Source organism: Hydrogenovibrio sp. SC-1 (genome assembly GCF_002848135.1).
Lineage (GTDB): Bacteria > Pseudomonadota > Gammaproteobacteria > Thiomicrospirales > Thiomicrospiraceae > Hydrogenovibrio.
Genome location: NZ_PKGB01000009.1, coordinates 53,570 through 80,526 on the forward strand (window position 1 = coordinate 53,570; position 26,957 = coordinate 80,526).

Below are 26,957 nucleotides of genomic sequence, written 5' to 3' on the forward strand. Positions count from 1 at the left end.
AATACCTGCCTTTCAGTCTTAACAATTCTGAATTTCCTTGCTTCACTGACTTAACCCGCACATCGGATTAGGCAGGAAGCTTACTTTAAATCCATAAGGAGATTAATGAATGCGTCATTATGAAGTCGTATTTTTAGTGCACCCTGATCAAAGCGAACAGGTTCCTGCCATGCTAGAGCGTTACCGCGGTCTTATCGAAGAAAATGGTGGAGCGATTCACCGTCTAGAAGATTGGGGTCGTCGTCAACTTGCTTACTTAATCAATAAAGTCCACAAAGCCCATTATATTTTGATGAATATCGAATGTGATCAGGCGACTTTAAGCGAGCTTGAAAACTTGTTTTATTACAACGATGCGGTTTTACGTAATATGTTTATTAAGCGTAAAGAAGCAATTACAGAGCCTTCAGTAATGGCTTCTCAGAAAGAAGATAAGCGTAGAGGAGATAAGTAATGGCTAGAGGTTTCGGAAGAAAAAAATTCTGTCGTTTCACAGTTGAAGGCGTTAAAGAGATTGATTATAAAGATCTTGATACCTTAAGAAGCTACATCACAGAAACAGGTAAAATCGTTCCAAGTCGTATTACTGGAACCTGTGCAAAATATCAGCGTCAGTTGTCTACAGCGATTAAACGCGCTCGTTATTTGGCATTATTGCCTTATACAGATCAACATAAATAAGTTTGATTGTGGAATGAACAAAGGATAAATACATGTTAAGTGTTGCAAATTTTATTATGCGGGGTCCCAAACAGGCCTTCATAGCGACACTGATTTTATCCATTTTAACTGTTTGGATTGCCCCGTTAGGGGTGTTAGTGGGCGCGATCATTGCCTTGGTAACATTAAGAATCGGTGTACAAGAAGGCTTTAAAGTTCTCCTTGTTGCTATGGTCTCAGTACTGGCTGTTACCAGCTATTATGCTGGCTCCATGCTCCCAGGCTGGGTTGCTGTTTTTGAATATATGTTACCGATTTGGCTGTTGAGCTGGGTATTGCGACAAACCAATTCATTAGCATTAAGTCTCAGCTTAAATATGTTGATGGTTGGGGTGGCTGTTATCGGCTTTCACTGGTTAGTTGGTGACCCCGTTAGCTGGTGGCAACAAGTTTTTAAAGACTACTTGTTGCCAGTGTTTGAGCAAAGCGGTACCGCTTACCCACAGCAGATGCTAGAGAGCATGACAGAGGTTGCAACACTGCTATTGGCCATGTTCGTGGTGGTGTTATGGTTTAGTATCATTTTGTTAGGAAGATGGTGGCAGAGTAAGCTCTATGCCCCAGGTCAATTCCAAGCAGATTTTTATGATATTCGGCTACCTAAAAACATTGCTTTTTTAGCTGTGGTGGTTGCGTTGCTGGGCTTGTTTACCCAAGCTGTGCTAGTTCAAGATTTATCAAGTGTGCTGATGGCCGGTTTGATGTTTCAAGGATTGGCCGTTGCACACCACTCGGCCAATAAGCGCCAACTGAATGGTTTTTGGTTAGGGGGTTTATATGTTTTATTATTTTTGTTCCCACAAACAATATTGATTTTAGCGACTATCGGTTTAATAGACACTTGGGTGGATATTCGAAACCGTTGGTCTCAGTCCTAAAATGGCTCAAGGGTCAGTTTAGGGTGAGCATTTAATTTTAGAGGTTTTAGCCATGAATGTTATTTTACTTGAAAAAGTAGCCAACCTAGGAACACTGGGTGATCAGGTGACGGTTAAGTCTGGATTTGCACGTAATTTCTTAATCCCTCAGGGGAAAGCAAAGCCAGCAACTAAAGACAATATTGCCGAGTTTGAAGCACGTCGTGCAGACTTAGAGAAGCAAGCTGCTGAAGCTTTAGCTGCTGCTCAGGCGCTTTATGAACAAATGAACGGCACTGTTGTGACCATTGAATCGGTTGCCGGTGATGAAGGGAAGTTGTTCGGTTCAATCGGTACAGCGGATATCGCAGATGCATTAGCAACCGCTGGTTTCGAAGTTGAACGTAAAAACATCCGTATGCCAGAAGGCGCTTTGCGCTTTGTGGGAACTTTCGAGTTCGATGTTGAATTACACTCAGATGTCATTGCATCAATTACGGTTGAAGTGAAAGCTGCTGAATAAGCTTTTAACCTATCGGTTAGCAATGTAAAAAGCGAGGCGAGTCCTCGCTTTTTTTATATGGGTGCCCAGTCAATTTGTGGCAATTTTTTTGAAAGCGATTTAACAATTCATTTAATCTTGCTCGTTATTGGCCGTATAATATTCGATTCATTTATAAGCCGAAGGTTACGTTTGATAGCTGATGTGGTGACCGTTAATATGGGAATCTATGAGTCAAGAAGCCTTATTTAAAACCCCTCCTCATTCAATTGAATCTGAGCAATCTGTCATCGGTGGTTTGTTATTGGATAACGAAAAGTTATCTGACGTTTCAGTTGTCTTAAGAGAATTCGATTTTTATACCCAAGCGCATCAATTGATTTATGGTGCGATTTTAACGCTTAGTGAGCGTGGTCGTCCGTTTGATGTCGTCACAGTGATCGAGCATCTAGACTCAATCGGTAAACTGGTTGATGCGGGAGACAAGACCTATTTAGTGGACTTGGTTTCCAATACGCCGGGTTCGGTCAATATTGAATTCTATGCGGAAATTGTGCGGGAAAAATCCATATTACGGGCATTAATCACCGCTTCGAATGAAATCTCAGAAGCCAGTTATTTTCCGCAAGGCCGTGAAATTCGGGAAGTGCTTGATTACGCCGAATCAAAGGTCATGCAGATCGCAGAGCATGGTTCCAGTCAACAGCGTGATTACCAAACCATGCGTGACCTGTTGAATCAGGCTTTGTCCACCATTGATGAGCGCTTTAATTCTGATGGCACCATTACGGGTGCGGCAACCAAGTTCAGCGATTTTGATGAGGTCACATCAGGTTTGCAAAAGGGTGACCTAATTATTGTTGCGGGACGGCCATCAATGGGGAAAACCACCTTCTCGATGAATATGGCAGAGAATATTGCTTTGCAAGGTGTCCCTGTTGCGGTTTTTAGTATGGAAATGCCAGGTTCTCAATTGGTGTTGAGGATGATTAGTTCATTAGGACGCATTGAAGCTGATCGTATTCGGACCGGTAAATTGCAAGATCAGGACTGGCATAATTTAAATCTCGCCGTGGGCCAGTTGAGCACAGCCAATCTCTATATTGATGATACACCAGCATTGATGATTACCGATCTGCGTGCTCGAGCCAGGCGGATTGATAAAGATATTCGCGATGAACAATTTAAAGAAGCCGAAGCAAAAGGGGTCGAAGACCCAGCAGCGCATGTGACTGGATTAGGATTAATTGTGATCGATTACTTGCAATTAATGCGAGGCTCAACCAATACCGATAACCGTGTGAATGAAATCTCTGAAATTTCTCGTGGTTTGAAGGCGATTGCCAAAGAATTGGATGTTCCCGTGGTGGCGTTGTCTCAGTTAAGTCGTAACCTAGAACAACGTCCAGATAAGCGCCCCAAAATGGCAGATTTGCGTGAATCTGGGGCGATTGAGCAGGATGCGGATTTGATTATTTTTATTTATAGAGATGAAGTTTATCACCCTGACTCGGATGATAAAGGCACGGCCGAAATTATTTTAGGCAAACATCGTAATGGTGCCTTGGATACGGTTCGCTTGACCTTTATCGGGCAATATACCAAATTTGAAAATCATGCAGGCTTTGATGTACCCGATGATCCTTATTAACCATCTCAATATTGTAAAAGGCGGTCATTAAACGATGGGTGCTTATCGTCCTGTTCGAGCGGTCATTGACTTATCCGCCTTGCCAAAAAATCTGCAAGTGGTTCGTCATTATGCGCCTAAGTCTAAAATTTTAGCCATTATTAAATCCAATGGTTATGGTCATGGTATTGGACGGGTGGCCGCGCAATTGAGTAAAGCGGATGGGTTTGGTGTTGCATGTATTGAAGAAGCCATATTACTTCGGCAAAAGGGTTTTCTGCATCGGATTGTTTTGTTAGAAGGCTTGTTTTCAGAAGCTGAATTAGCACTCGCCATTCAGCATCGATTTGATTTTGTGGTTCATTCGGACCTGCAATTATCGTGGTTATTGGCCGCACAAACATCTACGCCACTTAATATTTGGCTTAAAGTGGATACCGGTATGCATCGGTTAGGGTTTTTGCCAGAGGCATTACCCGATGTTTTCGAAAAATTGAATCAATTAAAAATGCCATTTCAACTGTATTGCCTTTCGCACTTCTCTTCTGCGGATGAATCTGAGGCAGTGACTCAGCAACAATTCAGTGTTTTTCAAGAGGTGACAGCACCCGTTTCTTGTGCCAAAAGTCTGGCAAATTCTGCAGCGGTTCAGCGTTTTCCAGAGAGTCACTTAGATTGGGTTCGTCCAGGCATTATGCTCTATGGTGCGAGTGCAACACATGAGCGGGTGGCCGGGCTGCACCCAGTAATGACACTGATGTCTAAAGTCATTGCATTAAAGTGGTTGGATGTCGATGAAGCCGTTGGATACGGTCAAACTTGGCAAGCAACTCAGAGAACCTTAATCGCAGTGGTGGCAATTGGCTATGGTGATGGATATCCGCGTCATGCACCAAACGGCACGCCGGTATTGATTCATGGACAGCAGGTGCCGTTAGTGGGGCGAGTGTCGATGGACATGATTACCGTGGATGTCACCACATTATCGGATCAAATGGCTATTGGTGATGACGTGATTTTGTGGGGGAAGGGGTTGAGTGTGGATGTCATTGCCCAGGCTAGTGGAACCATTGGTTATGAATTATTATGCGGCGTCACCCAGCGGGTGCCAAGAGTAGAGGAAACCTAAACGATGCAAACCGAGTCGATCAAGCAGTTTGAGATTTCTAAAATTGAAAAAGTCTATGATGGTTTTTTCAAAATGCATCAAATCACTTTTCGGCATGGTTTATATCAAGGGGGCTGGTCTGAGCCTTTGATTCGAGAGTTATTTGGCCGAGGCCAGGCAGTCGTGGTTTTGTTGTATGATTCGAAAGCACAACAAGTGATTCTGATTGAGCAAATTCGTGCGGGAACTTTACAGCATGCGACTGGTAATAATGCCCAGGCCTGGTTGATTGAACCGGTTGCAGGCATGATTGAAGCCGGTGAATCGAAGCTGTCGGCTTGCCAGAGGGAAACCCGAGAGGAAGCCGGTGTTGAAGTCAGCACATTTGAGCCGATTTGTCACTTTTACCCCAGTCCTGGTGGCAGTGATGAAGTACTGTATTTATATGGCGCAGAAGTGAATGTTGATGATTTGCCTGATTACGCGGGTGAAGCCAGCGAGATGGAGGACATTCGGTTAATTAAAATGCCATTTCATGATGCCAAAGCCAAACTGTTGAAGGCCGAATTTAATGTTGCCAGTACCATCATCGGGTTGCAATGGCTGTTTTACCAAAAACTGGCCGATTAGGGACAAGTATTTTTAAAAGGAAGAGGAGGCGTCAAATTGTTTGATTTGTTTAAAAATAGTCGTTTGTCGTATCCGCTAAATTGGATTGTCTGGGGTATCAGTGTTTCTGGGGTGCTGTATTGGTTGTTTTTTGCCTTTATTGAAAAGGCATTTTTAGATAGAGTGTTCGGCGGTACCGCACTCTTTGTCGATTTATTGCTGGGCTTACCCGTGGTGTTGATCTTTGCACTGGTAGTGTATGCACTGATATATTGGGGGCTAAAAGTCCTTGTGATTTTATTGTTGCCTAATTGGTTTGAACGGATCGAGTCGACCGACACCCTGCTAAGTGATACCTTAGAAGAGGGTGACTGGGTAGAGCCAGCTTCGCCTGAAACCGATAAAGAAACGCCCACCAATCCGACGGCTTCTTCAAGCTCTAAAACCCATTCAAAAACGGATGATTAATCGATTACAACCGATTCAATGGCAGCCTTATCGCCGTGAGTTGAGTTATCTATTTCGATTGTCGTTGCCGATTCTATTGGCACAACTGGCGTTAACCGGCTTGGGGGTTGTCGATACCATTATGTCCGGGCGCGTTGGCACGGAAGACCTGGCGGCAATTGGGCTGGGAAGCAGTTTGTTATTGCCAATCTTTATGATTGCCACAGGGATATTGTTGGCCTTGACGCCGTTGGTAGCTAAGCAAAAAGGTAAAGAAAACTGGGATGGCGTTAGCGCGCTGTTGCATCAAGCGATTTGGGTGGCGCTACCCTTAGGGATCCTGTCTGGGGTTTTGTTAATGCATTTGCAGTGGGTGTTAACTGAATTATCCCTTTCGGATAAGGTGTTTCAGCTCACTGACGATTATCTGTTTTATTGTGCATTTGGCTTGCCGGGCATCGCGCTATACCAAGCATTCCGTTTTTTTTGGGAAGGGTTAGGTATGACGTTACCCACCTTATCGATTAGCTTTTTTGCACTTTTACTCAATATTCCATTGAATGCGCTCTTTGTTTACGGCTGGGGTCCTGTCGAGGCTTATGGGGCGGCAGGGTGTGGCATTGCCACCGCAATTGTGATGTGGACCATGTTGGGGTTAGCGATTGCTTATGTCAAAAAATCTCAGCATACGTGTCACCTGGTTAAACTGACATCGAAACAATTTCAGTCACCCAGTTGGGCGAATGGCATAGCAGACCTACTCAATCTAGGGGTTCCTAATACCTTAGCTTTACTCTTTGAGATCAGTTTGTTTAGTTTTATTGCATTGTTTATTGCACACTTGGGTGCGGTGGTTATCGCTGCTCACCAAGTCACGATTAGCTACACAGGGCTAGCCTTTATGGTGCCACTCAGCTTTGCCATGGCGGTTACGGTTCGTAGCGGACTGGCTTATGGTCAAGCCAGTTTAAGTGCGCTGAGAATCAGTTTACGAACTGGCATGGGGGTGGCCGTGGTGGTCAGTAGTGGCATTGCGTTGGTGACGTTTCTGATGATGGATGATATCGCCCAAATTTACACTCAAGATGCACAAGTGATTGCTTTGGCCTCAACCTTATTATTTTTAGCGGCAACCTACCAAGTGTTTGATGCGATTCAAGTGGTTTCAGCAGGCGCATTAAGAGGGCTGCACAGTACGAAAGTGACCATGATTGTGACCTTTATCAGTTATTGGTTGATTGGTATGGGGTTAGGGGCTGTCTTCGCATTTACCGATTGGATTGTCCCCGCCATGGGCGTCGCTGGGTTCTGGCTGGGCATCGTGTTGGGGTTGGTGTTGGCCGCAATATTATTGCAGCTTAAACTGCGATTTTTAATTCAACGTCTGATTCGGACTGGCGAAATACGGTAAGGAAGCGAAGATGTCGAAATTATGTCCGTGTGGATCGAAAAAGACCTATTCAAATTGTTGTGAGCCTTTCCATTTAGGACAAGCCACAGCGCAAACGGCAGAAGCCTTGATGCGTTCACGTTACAGTGCCTATGTACTTGAAAATGAAACGTATTTGCTAAAAACCTGGGCAAAAACCACCAGGCCTGGTCAAATTCCCTTTGAAAAAGGGCTGGTGTGGACGAAGTTACGGGTGATAAAAACCCAAAAAGGCCAAGCCACAGACACCGAAGGAAAAGTTTGGTTTAAAGCCTATTATCAACAGGCAGATCAAAAAGGGGTCATGAGTGAAAAAAGTTTCTTTATTCGAGATGAACAATCGCAATGGGTCTATGTCAACGGTGAGGTACGATAGAGCACCATTATCGATAGTGCCTATTTCTGCAAAGGGGTGTCGTCAGAATTCGATTCTGTGGTTTCACTTGAATTTTTAAAAAAACGATACAGCCACCACATAGACAATCCAACCACCAAGGCGCTGGCGATTAAGAGTGCCAGTGTAATGAGTAGCGCACTACCAACATCATCCAAACCAATACTGTGCATATCCTTCCTTTTAATCGATGACCGGATTAATCGGTCTTTAATGTTGAAAACAATCACTTTGCAAAATGGGTTTTACATTCTACAATACAAACACCTTAACAGTTTAAAATTTCCAGAGAAGTGTTCATCGAATGGCGCAAACCATCTCAGAATTAGAAAAAGAACGGGCCGAATTGCTGAAAGTGATTGAAAGCAAAGCCCAAAACATGTCCTCTTCACGCCCAGAAGCACCTGATGGGAAGACGGAACATACTTTAAACGACTGGTTAAATGCAGCAGAGGAAGTTATGCCAACACGTTCATCTCGCAATTCATCAAAGACTCAGTCAGCCTCAACACCTCCCCGAGCTAAGCCAAACAAAGCCTCATTTTTTGGGGTGATCATTATGTTGTCGCTGTTTTTAACGATTTTGGGCGTGATGTTTATTGCCTATACCAATATCAACAGTGAACTGCAAAATGCGCTGGCTATTAATGAAGAAACGAATAAAGAATTGACTGAAGTCAAGCAAGCGCTTACTGAGCTTCAAGCCGCTAATGCAGCTTCGGGGCAGGGCGATCTTTTTGTTGAGTTGCAGCAAAGAGTCACTTCACTTGAAGGACAGCTCAAGGCTTTAAAAATGCAGCAAGCAGAAGTGGTTAGTTTGCCAGGGGCTGTGTCAGAAACAAAAGATGTCGTAGCGCCCTTGGCTATTGAGCAATTGCCTTCTAATGTGGTGACGACTGAAGTATTGGAGCAAAAACTACAAGAATATACTAAAGGGATTGACCAAAAGCTGGAAACAATTCTGGCCTATCTTAATAATGAAAAACAGTCTCCGGTGCAATTAAAGGCGCAAAAACAGCCAGTCAAACAGGCCGAAGTCAAAATTGCTGAGCCGCAGATAAAACAGCCCGAAACACCCACTGTCAAACCGATGAATCAACCCGTGGTTCGTTTGGTACAAAAAGTTACAACCCCAAAGGTGGTTGAACCCAAGGCTCCCCTTAAAAACTATACTGCGGATGTCAAATGGCTAGTTGAGGAACCCGCCTTTAACTACACCTTGCAATTAGCCAGTATGTCAGAACGTAACTCGGTCGAAAAAATGATCGAACAGAAAAACCTACAAGGCGCACACATCATTCCCTTAAAACGCAACGGGGAACCCTATTATGTTTTGTTATCGGGAAGCTATGAATCTCGATCCGAAGCCGATAAAGCCGCCCAGAGTTATAAAAGCAACTTTGGTATCTCACCTTGGGTGCGAAAAATCAAAGACTTAAGCAATAAGCTAAACTAACCGCTAAATTCCGCATGAAAGAGGTTGACTTACGCAGAGTCAATCTCTATAATTCGCGCATTCTTTACGAATGCCAGTGTGATGAAATTGGTAGACATGACGGATTCAAAATCCGTTGCTAGTAATAGCGTGGCGGTTCGAGTCCGCCCACTGGTACCATCCTCGTATATCTCTATATACGACCGTAGCTCAGTTGGTTAGAGCACCACCTTGACATGGTGGGGGTCGGTGGTTCGAATCCACTCGGTCGTACCAATTTTTCTATAAATTCATTATGTTCATCGATTTTTTTGATGATATGATTCTTCGTGATTTTTATTTGATCGGCGACACTTTCTGTTTCGAAATCTTTGTTTTGTGACCTCTAATATTATTTGTTATGCGACGTACTGAATCTTAAATATGCCCAAAACCGGTAACGTCATTGAAAATTTAACTGTACAAGAGAATTAAGTTTGAAAATTATTAAAGCACTGTTAATGGTGATCGTTTTTATCATTATTAAGCTATTCAGCTGGCTGTTTATCAGCACCCGAAAAACCGTAGATGTTGGTGTGGACGCATTTCATTCTGTTAAAAACAGTGGCAGTTTTGATGAAGCCTATCGCAACTTTGCTTCTAATAAATACGCCAAAGCCCGGTTAAGTATCCCCGAAGAAATTATTGCCTTAATGGCCAAGATCGCCTCCAGTGATGGCAAAGTTAGCGCCCTGGAAGTTGATTATATGAGTGATACCATTGTTTCAATCGCTAAAGCGATGATTGCAGCAGGGCTCAATGAAAGATTAGTGGAACAGATTAAGAAGAAATTGTTCCGCCTCGCTAATCAAGCAAAGCGCGATGACAAGCCCGTTTCTTACTACTGTCATTTACTGTCCAAATCAGGCGCAGAAGTGAGGACGGGGGCGATGCTGCAAATTATATCGTTTGCGAATTTGGACGGCTTGTCAGATAAAACCCAAGCCACGTTATTTGAAATTGGTGCTTGCCTGCACTTTTCGAAGTCGCAGATTGAACGGTTTTTTGAAGATGTCAATGGAGCCGTTCAGTCCCGTTATGATTTGCAAAAGGACCCTTATGAAATCCTAGGCTGTGACGAATCAGATGATTTTTCAAAAATTAAAAAAGCTTATCGTCAACAGGTCAAACAAAATCACCCAGACTATATGCATGGTAAAGGGTTAGATGATCTAGAAATCAAAAAAGCAACCGAAAAAATGCAAGAAATTAACGCCGCGTATGAAGAGATTAAGCGACGAAACAACCTGTAAAACCTTGTCAAAAATTACCAGGCCTGGTGGAAATACGGTGAGTTATAGTCGTTTTATCTAAGTTGCGAAAGGGCGTGTTGCACATTCAGCAGGGGGTGTTTTTGATGTTTGAATTATTATTCTGTCAGTGATAATCCTGTCTTTCCCATCCCAATTAATAACTCGTTTAAAATCAAAAACCAATTCACCTATACGGGGTTATAATGCAAGTGATGTCATTTATTCTTGGGGGCTTTTTACATGAGCTTGTGCATTTTGTGGCTAAATCGGTTAGCAAGAAGGGCTTTGACTTGGTTGCCATTGTTGGCGGTGAGCGTGGTTTTAAACGGCTGTACAAGCGGCACTTCAGTATCGGATGAGGATGCACGTGCGGTGAATGATTTTATCGCCTCAACGAAGGTGGCAAAAAACATCCAGCCCATTACTGATTCAGATTTATTGCTTTCCATTTTGCGGGAGGGCATGTCACGACAAAGCCGTGTGATGCAGATTGAGTTTCAGGAAGCGGTAATGGCAACAGATAGCGCTACGGCAAATTCTACAGCGTCATCGTCAACTTCTAGAACCAATGTTCAAGTCGCAGGAGTTGATGAGGCGGATCGAATGAAGAGTGATGGGCAGCGACTTTATGCCATTCGCACGGATCGGTCGTACCAGAAGCAAAATCAGCTTCGAGTTTTTAATCTAAAGTCAGGACCGACTTCGGAACACCTAGCGGATGTGTCAGTGGGCCAAATCGATGACCCAACGTTGAGTGGTCTCTATTTACTGGATAATCAAAGAGTGGTGTTACTCTATGGTGGTAATCAATTCCAATATTTTGAATTCTGGTGGGACAGTTGGTCATGGCAACAGCGAACCAATGTGGTTGAAGTTGTTGATTTGAGTGATCCGACGAACCCCGTCACGGAAGCACGCTTAGTTATTGATGGCAGTCAGGTAACAACCCGTAAGATTGGTAATCACCTATATTTACTCAATCGCTATACGCCAAATATCGATCAATTTGAACCGCATCCTTATTCTGATCAGAAGAAAGCTGAAAATCAACAATTACTGGCATCCATCGATTTAGCCGACCTCTTGCCCAAAATAAATACGGGCGATACGGATGAACCCTTGGTGACGGCTTCCAGTTGTTATCTACCTCCAATTGAAGATGCCGATAAACTGTCTGCTGATGTTATTGCTCTGGTTGACATCAACTTGGACCAAATCAGCGGATGGCAAAGTCGTTGCATCGTAGGCGCGACTGAAACTATGTTTGTGACAGCCAATGCGGCTTATTTGGCAACGTCTCGCTATGACTATGACGCGGGTACTGGTGATGTCGTTTATGATGCCAATATGGTGACGGATATTCATAAATTTTCCCTAACAGAGGCTGGTCCTGAGTATCGTGGCAGTGGCCAAGTGATTGGTCAACTGGGTTGGGACAATAAAAAGAAACCCTTTCGTTTTGGTGAGTATAACGGCATGTTAGCGGTCATTACCTCCGAAGGCTCGACTTGGGATGCGAGTTCATCAACGCGGTTAACTATATTAAAAGAGGGGGTGGGCAATGAACTCGAACAGCTTGCTACTTTGCCGGGGTTAGGCAAACCTGGTGAAAGCCTCTATGCAGCGCGTTTTTTAGATCGGTATGCTTATTTAGTGACCTTTAAAAATACCGATCCGCTTTATGTGATTGATATCAGTGATCCAAATAATTTAGTGGTGGGTGAGTTAGACGTGCCCGGTTATTCTGAATATCTTCACCCGTTATCCGGCGGATATTTGTTAGGTGTGGGTAAGGATGCTGTGGATGCCACCGATAATCGAGATGGACTTTTTGCTTGGTATCAAGGGGTTAAAATTGCGCTTTATGATGTTAGAGACGCGGCAAACCCTGTCGAGTTAGTTAACAAAGTAATTGGTAAGCGAGGAACCGTTTCCACGGCAAACGTTGATCACCATGGTGTTGTGTGGTTGCCGGCTGATGCGACAAAAGGTCGATTGGCACGTTTGGCATTGCCTGTTCAATTGCACAATGAACCTGTCACAACCAGTTATGACTGGGATAGTGCAGATTGGACGCAAACGGGATTAAAAATGTTTGAAATTGATGATGGCTCTGTTTCGGGAAAGGTGGCGATAGCTGAGAAAGCAGAACTGGTGGTTGAAAGAAATAGCGGAGGGCAAAGTTATCCGGTGACAGGTGTTTATCAGGATCGCGGGGTGATTGTTGGCGACCTTGTCTATTACTTACATGGTGACCAACTCTGGTCTGGCAACTGGGCAAGCTCGAATATTGCTGATGGGCCGATACCCGCGCAATAATACTTTGTACGAGAATAGGTTTGTGCTGAGGCAAGTTGAATCAGGGAGCAAAAACGATGAGAGACATTGAGCAAGTGGTAATTTTAGGTGGAACTGGATTCATTGGATCGCATTTAAAATCGCATTTTGAAGCATTAGGGCTCTCGGTAAAGGTTTTTGGTCGTGATGCGTTTCAGTCGCGTTCGCATTTACAGTCGTTGGTGAATGGTTGTGATCTGTTGATTATGCTGGCGGGAGCGAATGTGGGTGAATGATGGACTCGGGCGCATAAGCAAGCATTGTGGGATAGTCGTCTAAAAACCAATCAACTGTTACAAGCTGCTTTACAAAAGTGTGACCAGTCACCTAAACGCATTATTTCAGCTTCTGCTATCGGCATTTATCCTGAAAGGGATTGTGAGCACCCCGTTGATGAGCAATGTACCGAGATTGGCTTAAATGTATTGGGTCAATTGGGCGCGGATTGGGAGGCTGCAAGCAAACTATTGCAGCCTGAACCTTTAATTTTCCGCTTTGGTGTGGTGCTCGGCGCAGGTGGCGGTGCTCTGGCAAAAATGTTACCCGCATTTAAGCTTGGATTAGGTGGGCCTGTCGCAGGCGGAAAACAATGCTTTTCTTGGGTGCATATACAAGATTTGGTTCATGCGTTTGAATTTGCATGGCGTCATCCCGAAATGCAGGGAGCGTATAATGTGACCTCTCCGGTGCCTGTAACAAACCGCGTTTTCGGAAGGGCGTTGGCAAAGGTGTTGCATCGTCCTTTTTGGTTGCCATTACCTTATTGGCAGTTAAAGTTGATGTTTGGTGAGGGGGCGCAAGTCTTAACGCTTTCTTCCTCAGTGCTACCCACTCGACTACAACAGAGTGGCTTTTGTTTTCAATTTCCGGAAATCGAACAGGCATTGCAAAATCTGTTATCAAAGTCGGGCAAATAAAGTGCTGTATTATCAAAACGTAACCAAGATTGTGGTTTATGGCTGGAATTCGGGGTAAATTGCGCGAATATGAGCATAAAAGCAAAGCTTTGTTTGACAAGCTTGGGCTGCTTATTTATAATTCGGGCAGTTTTTTAAATCTCTATTAAGAGAGGGTTTTTTTAAGCCTTCTGCTTAAATTTTAAAAACCCCGTTTTTACGGGGTTTTTTATTTTTTGAATTAAGGAAAATTTGGTGACGCTAGAAGAAAAAATTGCCCAGCTGGTTCGTCCAACGGTTGAAAGTTTAGGGTTTGAACTTTGGGGATGTGAATATATCCCCGCTGGTAAGCATTCCACTTTGAGATTGTTTATTGAAAGTGAAACGGGTGTCACTGTGGATGATTGTGGACGCGTCAGTCGCCAAATTAGTGCTTTAATGGATGTTGAAGACCCGATTGCCAGCGCTTATATGTTGGAAGTGTCTTCACCGGGTATGGATCGGTTGTTATTTACCCCTGAACAATTTAAGACTTATGAGGGCGAAATTGTACAAGTCAGAACCTCAAGTCCTGTGATGGGGCGCAAGCGTTTTAAAGGCGTGATGTTGCAAGTCAGCGATCAAGATATTGTTGTTGAAGTGGATGGCGAAGCCTATGAGCTCGCATACGATTTAATTGATAAGGCCAATTTGGTGCCACAGTTTTAAAAACTCCCATAGTTTTGAGGAAAGAACAATGAGTAAAGAAGTTTTAGCAGTTGTTGAAATCATGTCAAATGAAAAAGGCGTGGATAAAGAAATTATCTTTGAAGCGATTGAAGCAGCTTTGGCGACCGCAACCCGTAAAAATCACAATGATGAAATTGATGTGCGTGTTTCCATTGACAGAACAACTGGTGACTATGAAACCTTTAGACGTTGGGAAGTGATTGAAGATGATCTAGAAATCGAAGGTAATGTTGGCTGGTATATTCGTCAAATGGATGCCGTTGATGAAGATCCGCACGCAGTTCCTGGTGATTTTATTGAAGAGCAAATTGAGTCTATTGAATTTGGTCGTATCGGTGCACAAACGGCAAAACAAGTTATTATTCAGAAAGTGCGTGAAGCGGAACGCAAGAAAGTCGTTGAAGAGTATTCTAAGCGCATTGGCGAAATTATCACCGGTCAAGTCAAGCGCGTTGATCGTGGCGATGTCATTTTAGATTTAGGTGATAATGTTGATGCGGTGATTCCACGTTCAGAATTAATCAACCGTGAAAACTTTAGAATGGGTGATCGGGTTAGAGGGTATGTTCAGGAAGTCTCTTTCCGTCCTCGTGGTGCTCAAATCATTATGTCCCGTGCTTGTAAAGAAATGCTGATTGAGCTGTTTAAAATTGAAGTACCTGAAATCGGCGATGATTTGATTGACATTATGAGCGCGGCCAGAGATGTGGGCTTGCGTGCGAAAGTGGCGGTGAGAGCCAATGATCCACGCCTTGATCCGATTGGTGCTTGTGTGGGCATGAGAGGTGGACGTGTTCAGGCAGTGACCAATGAATTGAATGGCGAGCGCATTGATATCGTGTTGTGGGATCCAAATGATGCCCAGTTTGTTATTAATGCCATGGCACCTGCTGAAGTGACTTCAATTATGGTAGATGAAGATAAACATACCATGGATTTAGCAGTCGATGACGAGCAGCTATCTCAAGCCATTGGTAAAAATGGCCAAAACATCCGTTTGGCTTCTGAACTAACTGGATGGATATTGAATGTTATGTCAGAAACCGATATGGCAGCTAAACACGAAACAGAGTCAAAAACACAAATAGATCTATTTGTGAACGGGCTGGATGTTGATGAAGAACTGGCTGAAGTACTCGTGGCCGAAGGCTTTACGACTTTGGAAGAAGTCGCTTATGTCCCTTCTGCTGAAATGCTAGAAATTGAAGGGTTTGATGAAGAGATTGTTTCGGTATTGAAAGAGCGTGCGAAGGATGCCCTTTTAACACAAGCCATTGCCAATGAAGAAAAAACCGCCATGGCCGAACCCGCACAAGATTTATTAGATTTAGATGGAATGAATGAAGAGATGGCGAAAAAGCTGGCCTCCAATGGGATTGTGACCCAAGAGGATCTTGCCGATTTGGCCACAGATGAGTTATTAGAAATAGTCGAACTGGATGCGGAATCAGCCAGTGAGTTGATTTTGAAAGCCCGCGCACCATGGTTTGAATAATTTAGGAGGGCACGAGAATATGTCTCAAGTATCAATAAAACAGTTTGCTGAAACGCTGACAATGTCTGTGGAGAAGCTTCTTACGCAATTAAATGAAGCAGGCGTAAAAGGTAAGAAAGAATCCGACACTTTGTCAGAAGATGAGAAATTAACCCTACTAAATTACTTAAAAGGGTTGCACGGTGATAAGTCTAATGCGCCTAACAAAGTAACTCTAAAGCGGAAGCAGGTTCAAAAATTAAATCTGTCCTCTGGTTCTGGTAAGCGTACCGTTAATGTTGAAGTCCGCAAGAAAAGAACCTATGTGAAAAAACCAGAGACGGTTGAAGAGCCTGAAGTTGAAGTGCCAGTGGTTGAGTCGACTCCGGTGGAGACTCCAACAGAAACGCCAGCTTCAGTGGAAACAACGGCACCTTCTGAAACGGTTGAAAAAGCAGAAGCCGAAACTACTTCTGAGACGAAAGCCAAACCAGAAGAGAACACTAATGTCGAACCACCAGTGGTTGATATAGCGGCTGTTGAACCCGTGGTAGAAGTCGAAAAACGACACCATAAGCATGACAAGAAAAAGCAGGCTGTACCAGTTAAAGATGAGCCTAAAGCAAAAGGCAAACCTAAACCAAAAGAAAAGCAGTCTAAGAAAACCTTGGCTATGACGGGTGAGCAAACCTTTGGTCGTCGTCGTCATAATAAAGGTCATAAGAAGAATCATCATAATGCGGATAATGAACATGGTTTCCAAAAGCCAGTTGAAAAGCAGGTTCGCGAAGTGGCATTGGGTGAAACCATTAAAGTCTCTGACTTAGCCGATAAAATGGCAGTTAAAGCCACAGAGGTCATTAAAACCATGATGTCCTTTGGCACGATGGTAACCATTAACCAAGTGCTGGATCAAGAAACAGCGCAATTGGTAGTTGAAGAAATGGGGCACAAGGTCGTCTTGGTGAATGAAAACCAAATTGAAGACGATGTTGTTAACCAGAACTATGATGGTGAAACCGTTCAACGCTCGCCAGTCGTTACCATTATGGGTCACGTTGACCATGGTAAAACGTCATTGTTGGATTATATTCGAAGCGCTAAAGTGGCGCATGGTGAGTCGGGTGGGATTACCCAGCATATTGGTGCTTATCATGTCGAAACGGATCATGGAGGGGTTACCTTTATCGATACTCCGGGCCATGAAGCCTTTACCGCAATGCGTGCGCGTGGTGCGAAAGTGACCGATGTGGTTGTTATTGTGGTGGCTGCCGATGATGGCGTGATGCCTCAGACCAAAGAAGCGATTGCGCATGCAAAAGCGGCTGATTTAGGTATGGTTATCGCGATTAACAAGATGGATAAAGAAGGTGCCAACCCTGACAGAGTTATGCAAGAATTGGTGACTGAAGAAGTTGTGCCTGAAGAATGGGGTGGCGATGTTCAATTTGTTCGCGTTTCCGCCAAGACGGGTGAGGGAGTGGACGATTTATTGAATGCCATTTTGTTACAGTCTGAAATTCTTGAACTGGAAGCGCCTGTTGAAGGTCCAGCGAAAGGGGTTGTGGTTGAATCTCGTTTGGATAAAGGGCGAGGCCCTGTCGCTACCGTGTTGGTTCAGTCCGGTACTTTGCGTAAGGGTGATATTGCCTTATGTGGTATGGAATATGGTCGTGTACGTGCTTTAGTCAATGAATTGGGTGAAAATGTCCAGCAAGCAGGTCCTTCGATGCCAGTAGAAGTACTGGGGATGTCGGGTGTACCCGTTGCTGGTGATGATATGATTACCGTTGAATCTGAGCGTAAGGCACGTGAAGTAGCGATGTTCCGCCAGAGCAAGCATAAAGAGAAGAAGATTGCGCGTCAGCAGAAGTCGAAATTGGATAATATGTTCAATAAGATGGAAGAAGGCGATATTCAGACCGTTAATATCATTCTGAAAGCGGATGTACAAGGGTCGATTGAAGCGATTGTTGATGCGTTAGTTAAACTGTCGAATGATGAGGTGAAAGTTGCGGTGATTTCATCAGGCGTTGGTGGAATTACTGAAACGGATGCTAACTTAGCCCTGGCTTCAGATGCGTTATTGTTCGGGTTCAATGTCCGTGCGGATGTTAAAGCCAAGCGTTTGATTGATTCGGAAGGTATTTTCCTTAAATACTATAGCGTTATTTATGAAATCGTTGATGAAGTGAAACGCGCGATTGAAGGGAAGCTGTCACCTGACTTTAAAGAAGAAATTATTGGGATCGCAGATGTCCGTGATGTCTTTAAAGCACCTAAAATTGGCTTGATTGCCGGTTGTATGGTGACGGATGGTATTGTGAAACGAAACAATCCTATCCGGGTGTTGCGTGACAATATCGTGATTTATGAAGGCGCTTTAGAATCGTTACGTCGCTTTAAAGATGATGTGAATGAAGTTCGCCAAGCGATGGAGTGTGGGATCGGTGTTAAAGATTACAACGATGTCAGAGTTGGCGATCAAATTGAGGTCTTTGAGCGAGTTGAAGTGAAACGGACTTTAGATTGAGTCGTTTCTTTCAATTTAATATCGCTTAACCCTTTCAATTAAGTTCGTTCTTTTTTCAATGCCCCTTATGATGGGGCATTGTTGTTTTAGCTAAGTGAGCAAACAAAATTATGAGTGAAGAAATTAGTAGACCGAATCGAGTCGCGCTAGAGATACGTAAGACTTTGATGGAGATTTTACAGCGTGAAACCAAAGATCCACGTTTGGCAAGTGTGAATATTACCGAGTGCAAAGTCAGTAAAGATTTAAGTATCGCAACGGTCTATTTCACCTTAATCGGTGTGAATGAACAAGACCCTGCCGCGCAAGATGCCATTACAGCCTTGAAGAAAGCAAAAGGGTTTTTCCGTAGCGAGATCGGTAAGCGCATGAAATTACGTTTAACGCCTGAAATTCGATTTTTTTATGACACGGTCGCAGAAAATGCCAGTCATATTGAAGATTTGATTTTTAAAGCCCTTCACCAACCAAAATAAGGGCTTGAGGTGATCCGTGGCTAAGAAACAATGGCAGTCCGTCAATGGTTTGGTGTTATTAAACAAGCCAGAGGGCGTTACTTCTAACGGTGTTTTGCAACAGGTTCGTCGGCTGTACAATGCTAAAAAAGCGGGGCATACAGGTGCTTTAGATCCTTTTGCGACCGGGCTCCTGCCAATTTGTTTTGGCGAGGCGACAAAAGTATCTGGGTTATTATTGGATTCAGATAAACGGTACTTAGCCACTCTGCAGTTGGGGTCGGCCACGGATTCAGGGGATAAGGATGGTGCTGTCATTGCTCAAGCAGTTGTCCCTGAATTATCAGAGGTCGATATTGAGTCGGTCTTGCAGCGCTTTATGGGGGATCAAACTCAAATCCCGCCGATGTATTCAGCACTCAAGCATCAAGGCAAGCCGCTCTATGAATACGCCCGTGCTGGCATTGAAATTGAGCGTCCAGCTCGACCTATCCGTATTGATTTGTTAACGTTAAAATCCTATTCCAAAAACGTACTCCAGTTTGATGTATTGTGTTCCAAAGGCACTTATGTGCGCACTTTGGCAGAAGACATTGCCAAGGCACTGGGTACTTTGGGTCATTTGACGGCATTACATCGTATACAAACCGGTAGTTTAAATGCCGATCAAATGGTGACCCTTGAGCAGATTGAAGCTGATTTGGCTGGGTGCTTACTACCTTTTGACTTACCATTAAAACACCTTCAAGCACTGTGTTTATCTGAGCAGGATACGGATACTATTCAACATGGTGGCAAATTGGCGATCGACCGACCTGAAACTGATTGGGTTCGATTGTATGATCCCAATAATCGATTTATAGGCATAGGGGAATGGCAATTGGAAAAGCAGCTGTTAAAACCCAAAAGACTGTTTAATTTGGACAGTTAAGCATGATTGACGCCCATCTGCCTTTAATTGATTTGCGTGCTGAGGATGCTTATCAATCTGGGCATTATCTTGAGGCAACCCACTTGCCGTGGCCAGATTTACAAACTCGTCTCAATGAACTACCCGAGCGCCCAGCAAGCTTGCAATTGCTGGGCGATGATCTGACACTCGCTACTGCCAGCGCCTTTTTAATCGATAAGGGCTATTCCATTTCGAATCAGATGACTCTTTATGCGTTTGAACAATACTGCCAAAAACACCCAGGCCTGGTCGTTTTAGGTTCAGATTCTCGTGCATTATGGCAACCCACACCGCTATTATTAGAGTTTATTAAGCACCTTGAAAATAACGATTTACCCTCAATGGTTTTATCAAATCGTCGCTTGGCATTGGATATCGGGTGTGGCGGTGGTCGTGATAGTGTTTATTTGGCGTTGCGTGGTTGGCAGGTGATTGCTATCGATCGAGAGCAACGGGTATTGCAGCGCGCTGAACAACTCGCGCAGTCAACGGGTCAAACAGTGCCGATTGATTGGCGGGCTTGCGCTGTTGAAGCGGATGGATGTTTGCCTGAGCAGCAATTGGACTTGATTGTGATGATGCGTTTTCTCAATCGATCTGTCGTTGCCCAAATGGCACAAATGCTCAAGCCAGGAGGGTATGTGGTGATACAAACGTTTGTTGAAGGTGTGGAGCAGATGGGATCGCCTAAAAACCCAAATTATATTTTAAAAAAAGGGGAACTGGCAAAAACCTTTGGTGCTTTTGACGTAATTGTTGATAGAATAGATGCCTTAAAAGATGGACGCCCTGTTGCGTCTTTTATCGCACAAAAACGGGAGACTGATGATGTTAGAAATGAGCGCGGATGAATTGTTTGAATATTTTCAAGCTAATGCAATTTGTGAATCCTTACACAGAGCTGATGTGGAAGTGTTGCATCTTTTTCTAAAAGAGTTGCGTTTAAAGAAAGGAGACGTGATTTCTGAGCTAGGTGATATTGGTGATTCGTTGTTTTTTATTTTAAAAGGTAAAGTCACCTTAACGGTTAATGACGGTAAAAATGATTTGGAAGTTGGTTGTCAGGGACCCGGTAACTTAATTGGGGAAATGTCCTTTTTTGATCGTAAGCCACGGATGTTAAAAATGTCGGCGAAATCAAAAGAAGTGTGCTTGTTAGAATTGAATCGTGCCATGTATGACCGTTTAAAAGTGGAACATCCCTATATTGCGGTGAACCTAGTTGAGAATGCGGTGGTAAGCCTGGATCACTTGATTCGTTCAATGAGCCACAATGTGTCGCATTTAAAGCATTATATGACGGGGTTTGGTCGCCATTAAAAGCGGTTAAAATCAATAGACATTGATAGCAAATTGTGTATAATTCACAGCTTGATTCTGCCATCGGTTGCGGAATGAATTTTTAAACCGATTTAAATAAGGAATATTTAAATGTTAACATCAGAGCAAAGAGCTGCTATTGTTGCGGATTACGCAACATCAGAAGGGGACACCGGTTCTCCAGAAGTACAGGTTGCATTATTAACGCACCGCATCACTTATCTAACAGAACACTTCAAAACCCATATTCATGATAACCACTCTCGTACTGGTTTATTGAGATTGGTTAGTCGTCGTCGTAAATTATTAGATTATTTACACAAAAAGAATGCACAAAGATATTTTGACTTGATTAAAAAGCTTGGTTTGCGTAAGTAAAGTTAAGTTGACAGTCACAGAGATACCTTTAAAAAACCTTAGCCTTGGCTGAGGTTTTTTTTTATCAAGACAAACGTGCTTTGATGGTTGTGTGACCGCCATTTTGTTGTAAAATGACTGCGTTATTGAGTCACAACCAGCCAGAAACCTTTTAAAGCCTGAATCCTCAGCGGTTGTTTTCAACTTACGCAGATGTGTGAGTCTTAAAAGCCGCTGAGGATTCAGGTTTCAATGGCTAAGCCAATTCTGCTCATACCGATTGAGCTTCATGAAACAAGGATAATAGAATGTCAAAAATTACCAAAACCTTCCAGTATGGTCAACATCAAGTTCGTATTGAAACTGGTGAAATTGCTCGTCAAGCCGACGGTGCTGTCATGATCGCAATGGGCGATACCCAGTTGTTGGTCACGGTGGTCGCTGCTAAAAGTGCTAAACCGGGTCAGGATTTTTTCCCATTGACCGTGCAATATCAAGAAAAAGCGTATGCAGCGGGTCGCATTCCGGGTGGATTCCTAAAGCGAGAAGGACGTCCTTCAGAAAAAGAAACACTGACGTCTCGATTAATTGATCGTCCAATCCGTCCATTATTTCCAAAAGGCTTTATGAATGAAGTTCAAGTGATTGCGACAGTCATTTCTTTGGATCCAGAAATCGGAACCGAAGTGCCTGCCATGTTGGGAACCTCAGCCGCGTTAGCCATTTCTGGAATCCCGTTTGAAGGACCAATTGGTGCGGCTGTTGTTGGCTATATTGATGAAGAATATTGTTTAAACCCTTCTGTTGAATTGTTGGAAACGTCTGATTTGGAGTTAAGCGTCGCTGGTACCGCCGATGCCGTGTTAATGGTTGAATCGGAAGCTTCTGAATTGTCTGAAGAAGTGATGTTAGGTGCCGTGATGTTCGGTCATGAACAAATGCAAACCGCCATTCAAGCGATTAATGAGTTAAAAGCCGAAGCGGGCAAACCTGCTTGGGAATGGCAAGCGGTGCTCGAAGATGAAGCACTCAAAGATCAGGTTTTTTCGGCGATTCGTGCTGACATTGAAGCGGCTTATTCCATTGCCGATAAGATGGATCGCTATGCAGCGATTGATCAGGCAAAACAAAAAGCACTTGAAGAGCTAGAAGTTTCAGAAGCCAACCCAGAAGGGTATGACACTGCTGATATTGAAAAGATGGTTTCTAAGTTACAAAAAGAAATCGTACGCGGTCGTATTATTGCCGGAGAGCCAAGAATTGATGGTCGTGATACGCAAACTGTTCGTTCAATTGATTGCCAAGTAGGCATTTTGCCAAAAGTCCATGGTTCAGCCTTGTTTACGCGGGGTGAAACCCAAGCGTTAGTGGTGACCACACTGGGAACCGAAAAGGATGCCAAACTGGTTGATGATTTATTGGGGTCTTATAGTGATCGCTTTATGTTGCATTACAACTTTCCTCCTTACTCTGTGGGTGAGTGTGGTCGTGTTGGTTCACCTGGTCGTCGTGAAATCGGTCATGGTATGTTGGCGCGTCGTGGGGTTGCAGCCTTATTGCCGACTGCCGATGAATTCCCTTATACCATTCGGGTTGTCTCGGAAATTACCGAATCCAATGGTTCTTCATCTATGGCAACGGTATGTGGTACCTCTATGTCCTTAATGCATGCCGGCGTACCGATCGCTGCACCGATTGCAGGGATCGCGATGGGCTTGGTCAAAGAAGAATCAGGTTTCGCCGTTTTGTCTGATATTTTAGGGGATGAAGATCATCTAGGGGATATGGACTTTAAAGTGGCGGGAACAGATCAAGGTGTCACCGCCTTGCAAATGGATATTAAAATTACCGGTATTACCCGAGAAATCATGGAAATTGCGTTAGAGCAAGCAAAAGCCGGTCGTTTGCATATTTTGGGCGAAATGAAAAAAGCCATTGATGTTTCTAATACTGATGTTGCTTCGACAGCACCGCGTTTCTTTAATGTCAAAGTGAAGCCAGAAAAAGTACGTGAAATTATTGGGAAAGGTGGCGCAACCATTCGTTCCATTACCGAAGAAACGGGTGTGACTATTGAAATTGATGATGATGGTAATGTCAAAATTGCAGCAGTTGATGATGCATCGGCCAATGCCGCTAAAGCACGGATTGCCGAAATTACCGCTGAGCCAGAAATTGGTAAAACCTATGATGCGGTAGTGAAGAAGATCGTTGATTTTGGTGCTTTTGTTGCCTATATGCCAGGCCGTGAAGGCTTGGTACATGTTTCTCAAATTGCTGAAGAGCGTGTAGAAGATGTGAATCAGTATTTAAAAGAAGGTCAGGCGATTAAAGTGAAACTGACAGATATTGATAAGCAAGGCCGCGTTAAGTTGTCGATGAAAGCTGTTGCCGCAGATGCTCAAGCATCTGCTAATACGTCAGACGACTAAGGCTACTTGGCTCCATACCGTTAAAAAAGCCGTTTATACGGCTTTTTTTAACGGTTTTAATTCTAAAAACTGTTTATTAGAGACCCTATATGACTGCTCATCATCCTGCCTTTGAATTTCAAAACGAACACGCGATTGACTCCCTAAAGCTCACCGTCCAACACTTTAAGCACAAAGTTACCGGTGCGGATCATTATCATTTAGCTGCCGACGATCCGCAGAATGTGTTTATGGTTGCGTTAAGAACGGTGCCGATGGATTCAACTGGGGTCGCGCATATTTTAGAGCATACAGTATTATGTGGTAGTGACCGTTATCCGGTTCGGGATCCATTTTTTATGATGATTCGGCGTTCATTAAACACTTTTATGAATGCGTTTACGTCAAGCGATTGGACGGCTTATCCATTTGCCACTGAAAATCGTAAAGACTTCCAAAATTTATTACAGGTCTATTTGGATGCTGTGTTTTTTCCAAAGATCGAACGCCTAGATTTTTTGCAAGAAGGGCATCGCTTAGAATTTGCAGAAATGGATAATCCTGAGTCGGAATTGACTTATAAAGGGGTGGTCTTTAATGAAATGAAGGGAGCCATGAGTTCGCCCGTTTCGATGCTTTGGCAAAAGTTTTCGGCTGAACTCTATCCCACTTCAACCTATCACTATAATAGTGGCGGTGATCCCGAAGACATCCCAGAATTAAGTTACGAGCAATTGGTCGACTTCCACCAATTTCATTATCACCCATCCAATGCAGTCTTTTTCACTTATGGGGATATTCCTGCTGAGCAACATCAAACGCAATTTGAGGCGCTAGCGCTGTCCCGGTTTTCTTCAACGGTTGATAAAGTTCGGGTCTCGACAGAGAATCGCTATACCGAACCAAAATCTGTCAATGGTCACTATGCGTTGAATGAGGCCGATTTAAGCCGTAAAACCCATGTGGTGATGGGGTGGTTATTGGGCGAAAATCAAAATCCAATGGATGTGCTCAAAGGGAATTTATTAAGTGCAATCTTATTGGATAATAGCGCATCGCCTTTGCGACAAGCTTTAGAACAGTCTGAATTGTTGAATGCGCCATCACCTTTATGCGGGTTGGAAGATTCAAATAAAGAGATGGTGTTTGCTGTTGGTGCGCAAGGGACGGACCCAGAACATGCTCAGGCAATTGAGACGCTCATTTTAACGACCTTGAAAAAGGTGGTGGATGAGGGCGTCGATGCAGACCAAGTAGAAGCGATGTTGCATCAATTAGAGTTTTCACAGAGAGAAATCGGCGGCGATAGTTACCCTTACGGATTACAGTTGATTATGCAATCCATGGCGGGTGCGATGCATGATGGGGATCCGATTGCGCTGTTAGATACCGATGCTGCCTTGAAGCAATTACGCCTGGAAGCGGAAAACCCACGGTTTATTCCCGAATTGATTCAACAGTGGATATTGGATAATCCGCATCGTGTCTGTTTAACCTTGGCTCCGGATGATCAGCTTTCGCAACAGCAAGAGGATGCCGAAAAAGCACGGCTATCCGCTATTCAGTCTGACTTGTCTGATGAAGAAAAACAGGCGATCGTCGCCCAATCGTTAGCCTTAAAGGCGCGTCAGGAGCAACAAGATGATGTGTCGATATTGCCAGAAGTGACGAAGGATGATGTGCCTGCAGAGATTAAACAAATCGATCCGACGCTAACCCATCAAGCCCCGAAACTGACTGCATATCAGGCAGGGACGAATGGCTTAACCTATCAACAACTTTTGCTATCCTTGCCTGACCTAACTGAGGGTGAACAGGCGGTATTACCTTTATTCAATGCCTGCTTAACGGAAATGGGGTCAGCAGGGCGAGATTATCTGCAAACCCAATCGCTACAAGCCGCGGTGACTGGCGGGCTTTCTGCACGCAGTGCCGTTCGGGCTCATCTATTTGACGATCAAGCCTTTTACAGTCACTTTATTTTGTCAGGTAAAGCGCTCAATCGGAATCAAAATGCATTGGCAGATTTGATGTTGGAAACCCTACAGTCTGTAAGATTTGATGAGCGGGATCGGATTCAAGATTTAATCGGTCAAATTCGCACCTCAGTCGATCAAGGGGTGACAGGCAATGGCCATGGTTTAGCTATGTCCGCTGCGAACCAGAATGCCTCCGCTGTCGCCAGTTGGCAGTTTCAACGCACTGGGTTTGCCGGCATTCAAACCATTAAAGGTCTCTACGATTCACTTTCTAACCCCAGTGGGCTAGATGACATCATTGATCAGTTTCAGTCGATTCAGGCCAAGTTATTACAGGCCGATAAGCAATCGTTAGTGATTGCGGATGAAAATGGTTTGGATGGGGCGATTAACAGTACACTGCGCTGGCAAGACTTAATGAAACAAACTTCGGCACAGCAGGGCTTACAATTGAGCGCTTCCCACCAAAAAATTCACCAGGCCTGGGTAACCAGTACCCAAGTGAATTTCTGTGCGAAGTCTTATCCAGCGGTGATGGCTGGGCATGCAGATGCCCCTGTGTTATCGGTGTTGGGTGCTTGTTTGCGAAATGGCTTTTTGCATGCTCAGATTCGCGAGAAAGGCGGGGCTTATGGCGGTGGTGCCAGTTATAACAGTGAAGCGGGTGCCTTTGCATTCTTCTCTTATCGCGATCCACGTTTATTAGAAACGCTGTCAGATTTTGATGTCGCTTTGGATTGGATCATGGGGCCTGAGGCCACACAAGCGAAAGTGGATGAAGCCATTTTAAACGTGGTCAGTTCCATCGATAAACCCGGCTCACCTGCGGGTGAGGCTCGAAAGGCGTTTTATCAGTCACTTTATGGTCGAACCCATGATTTGAGAATGCAGCATCGACAAGGGGTTTTACAAACCACTTTAGCTGATTGCCAGCGAGTTGCGCAAACTTACTTGAAACCTGAAAAGGCCTCAGTGGCGGTATTAACGCACAGCGGTAAAGTGGCTGAATTGGAAGCAGACGGGTTTGATATTCATACCTTATAATTCGCGAACTTTTAATGCGTTGGTAGAATCCAAATAAACCTGTTTTG

At 44.0% G+C, this 26,957-nt stretch carries 25 protein-coding genes, 2 tRNA genes and 1 pseudogene; 27 read left to right on the plus strand and 1 reads right to left on the minus strand.

Going from position 1 to position 26,957, the window contains the following annotated elements:
- The first annotated feature begins 109 nt into the window (after positions 1–109).
- The 10 genes from rpsF (at position 110) to CYQ88_RS06600 (ending at position 7,678) form a co-directional block, all read left to right on the plus strand.
- On the plus strand, positions 110–454 hold the full coding sequence (rpsF, locus tag CYQ88_RS06555; RefSeq protein WP_101840557.1) for a 30S ribosomal protein S6: 345 nt from the start codon (positions 110–112) through the stop codon (positions 452–454).
- Positions 454–681: a 30S ribosomal protein S18 gene (rpsR, locus tag CYQ88_RS06560; protein ID WP_101840558.1), complete on the plus strand. Its 228-nt coding sequence runs from the start codon at positions 454–456 to the stop codon at positions 679–681. Before rpsF ends, rpsR begins: the two co-directional genes overlap by 1 nt.
- 32 nt (positions 682–713) lie before the next feature.
- A complete protein-coding gene (locus CYQ88_RS06565; RefSeq protein WP_101840559.1) occupies positions 714–1,598 on the plus strand; it encodes a DUF2232 domain-containing protein in 885 nt (294 codons plus the stop codon).
- Between the two features lie 52 nt (positions 1,599–1,650).
- Positions 1,651–2,100: a 50S ribosomal protein L9 gene (gene rplI, locus CYQ88_RS06570; protein WP_101840560.1), complete on the plus strand. Its 450-nt coding sequence runs from the start codon at positions 1,651–1,653 to the stop codon at positions 2,098–2,100.
- 208 nt (positions 2,101–2,308) lie between these two features.
- Positions 2,309–3,730, plus strand: coding sequence for a replicative DNA helicase (gene dnaB / locus CYQ88_RS06575; protein WP_101840561.1), 1,422 nt, complete (start codon positions 2,309–2,311; stop codon positions 3,728–3,730).
- 34 nt (positions 3,731–3,764) lie between these two features.
- Positions 3,765–4,838, plus strand: coding sequence for an alanine racemase (gene alr, locus CYQ88_RS06580; RefSeq protein WP_101840562.1), 1,074 nt, complete (start codon positions 3,765–3,767; stop codon positions 4,836–4,838).
- A gap of 3 nt (positions 4,839–4,841) precedes the next feature.
- Positions 4,842–5,447: an NUDIX domain-containing protein gene (locus CYQ88_RS06585; RefSeq protein ID WP_101840563.1), complete on the plus strand. Its 606-nt coding sequence runs from the start codon at positions 4,842–4,844 to the stop codon at positions 5,445–5,447.
- A gap of 36 nt (positions 5,448–5,483) precedes the next feature.
- Positions 5,484–5,894: a hypothetical protein gene (locus CYQ88_RS06590; protein WP_101840564.1), complete on the plus strand. Its 411-nt coding sequence runs from the start codon at positions 5,484–5,486 to the stop codon at positions 5,892–5,894.
- Positions 5,887–7,284 (plus strand): MATE family efflux transporter, encoded by a 1,398-nt coding sequence (locus CYQ88_RS06595; protein WP_101840565.1) that lies wholly within the window; start codon positions 5,887–5,889, stop codon positions 7,282–7,284. The genes CYQ88_RS06590 and CYQ88_RS06595 overlap by 8 nt, the downstream gene beginning before the upstream one ends.
- A 10-nt stretch (positions 7,285–7,294) precedes the next feature.
- Positions 7,295–7,678 (plus strand): YchJ family protein, encoded by a 384-nt coding sequence (locus CYQ88_RS06600; protein ID WP_101840566.1) that lies wholly within the window; start codon positions 7,295–7,297, stop codon positions 7,676–7,678.
- A gap of 20 nt (positions 7,679–7,698) precedes the next feature.
- Here the strand turns inward: CYQ88_RS06600 and CYQ88_RS11580 are convergent, their stop codons facing one another.
- Positions 7,699–7,869 (minus strand): hypothetical protein, encoded by a 171-nt coding sequence (locus tag CYQ88_RS11580; protein ID WP_199170174.1) that lies wholly within the window; start codon positions 7,867–7,869, stop codon positions 7,699–7,701.
- Positions 7,870–8,000: 131 nt separating this feature from the next.
- Between CYQ88_RS11580 and CYQ88_RS06605 the strand changes: the two genes are divergently transcribed.
- From CYQ88_RS06605 to CYQ88_RS06680, 17 genes and pseudogenes are all read left to right on the plus strand, one after another.
- The gene (locus tag CYQ88_RS06605; RefSeq protein ID WP_101840567.1) at positions 8,001–9,152 is read left to right on the plus strand and encodes an SPOR domain-containing protein; all 1,152 of its coding nucleotides are present in this window, start codon (positions 8,001–8,003) and stop codon (positions 9,150–9,152) included.
- Between the two features lie 72 nt (positions 9,153–9,224).
- A tRNA-Leu gene (locus CYQ88_RS06610) sits at positions 9,225–9,311 on the plus strand.
- Between the two features lie 19 nt (positions 9,312–9,330).
- Positions 9,331–9,407: transfer RNA gene (locus tag CYQ88_RS06615), tRNA-Val, on the plus strand.
- A 200-nt stretch (positions 9,408–9,607) separates the two neighbouring features.
- Positions 9,608–10,423, plus strand: a complete 816-nt coding sequence (locus tag CYQ88_RS06620) for a DnaJ domain-containing protein (protein WP_101840568.1) — start codon at positions 9,608–9,610, stop codon at positions 10,421–10,423.
- A 240-nt stretch (positions 10,424–10,663) separates the two neighbouring features.
- Positions 10,664–12,742: a beta-propeller domain-containing protein gene (locus tag CYQ88_RS06625; protein ID WP_101840569.1), complete on the plus strand. Its 2,079-nt coding sequence runs from the start codon at positions 10,664–10,666 to the stop codon at positions 12,740–12,742.
- A gap of 56 nt (positions 12,743–12,798) precedes the next feature.
- A complete protein-coding gene (locus CYQ88_RS11635; protein ID WP_233188832.1) occupies positions 12,799–12,996 on the plus strand; it encodes an NAD-dependent epimerase/dehydratase family protein in 198 nt (65 codons plus the stop codon).
- A gap of 12 nt (positions 12,997–13,008) precedes the next feature.
- Positions 13,009–13,677 (plus strand): annotated as a pseudogene (locus CYQ88_RS06630) (TIGR01777 family oxidoreductase); the annotation flags it as partial.
- Between the two features lie 234 nt (positions 13,678–13,911).
- Positions 13,912–14,364: a ribosome maturation factor RimP gene (rimP, locus tag CYQ88_RS06635; protein ID WP_101840570.1), complete on the plus strand. Its 453-nt coding sequence runs from the start codon at positions 13,912–13,914 to the stop codon at positions 14,362–14,364.
- A gap of 28 nt (positions 14,365–14,392) precedes the next feature.
- A complete protein-coding gene (gene nusA / locus CYQ88_RS06640; protein WP_101840571.1) occupies positions 14,393–15,880 on the plus strand; it encodes a transcription termination factor NusA in 1,488 nt (495 codons plus the stop codon).
- A 19-nt stretch (positions 15,881–15,899) separates the two neighbouring features.
- On the plus strand, positions 15,900–18,392 hold the full coding sequence (gene infB, locus CYQ88_RS06645; RefSeq protein ID WP_101840572.1) for a translation initiation factor IF-2: 2,493 nt from the start codon (positions 15,900–15,902) through the stop codon (positions 18,390–18,392).
- Between the two features lie 110 nt (positions 18,393–18,502).
- Complete coding sequence (gene rbfA, locus CYQ88_RS06650; protein ID WP_101840573.1) at positions 18,503–18,868, plus strand: 30S ribosome-binding factor RbfA; 366 nt, start codon at positions 18,503–18,505, stop codon at positions 18,866–18,868.
- 16 nt (positions 18,869–18,884) lie between these two features.
- Positions 18,885–19,778, plus strand: coding sequence for a tRNA pseudouridine(55) synthase TruB (gene truB / locus CYQ88_RS06655; RefSeq protein WP_101840574.1), 894 nt, complete (start codon positions 18,885–18,887; stop codon positions 19,776–19,778).
- A 2-nt stretch (positions 19,779–19,780) separates the two neighbouring features.
- Entirely contained in the window at positions 19,781–20,650 is an 870-nt protein-coding gene (locus CYQ88_RS06660; protein WP_101840575.1) for a methyltransferase domain-containing protein, read from the plus strand.
- The gene (locus CYQ88_RS06665; RefSeq protein WP_233188834.1) at positions 20,625–21,119 is read left to right on the plus strand and encodes a Crp/Fnr family transcriptional regulator; all 495 of its coding nucleotides are present in this window, start codon (positions 20,625–20,627) and stop codon (positions 21,117–21,119) included. The genes CYQ88_RS06660 and CYQ88_RS06665 overlap by 26 nt, the downstream gene beginning before the upstream one ends.
- Before the next feature lie 111 nt (positions 21,120–21,230).
- Entirely contained in the window at positions 21,231–21,497 is a 267-nt protein-coding gene (gene rpsO, locus CYQ88_RS06670) for a 30S ribosomal protein S15 (protein WP_101840576.1), read from the plus strand.
- 287 nt (positions 21,498–21,784) lie between these two features.
- The gene (gene pnp, locus CYQ88_RS06675) at positions 21,785–23,908 is read left to right on the plus strand and encodes a polyribonucleotide nucleotidyltransferase (protein WP_101840577.1); all 2,124 of its coding nucleotides are present in this window, start codon (positions 21,785–21,787) and stop codon (positions 23,906–23,908) included.
- Positions 23,909–23,997: 89 nt separating this feature from the next.
- Positions 23,998–26,910: an insulinase family protein gene (locus CYQ88_RS06680; protein ID WP_101840578.1), complete on the plus strand. Its 2,913-nt coding sequence runs from the start codon at positions 23,998–24,000 to the stop codon at positions 26,908–26,910.
- Positions 26,911–26,957 lie beyond the last annotated feature (47 nt).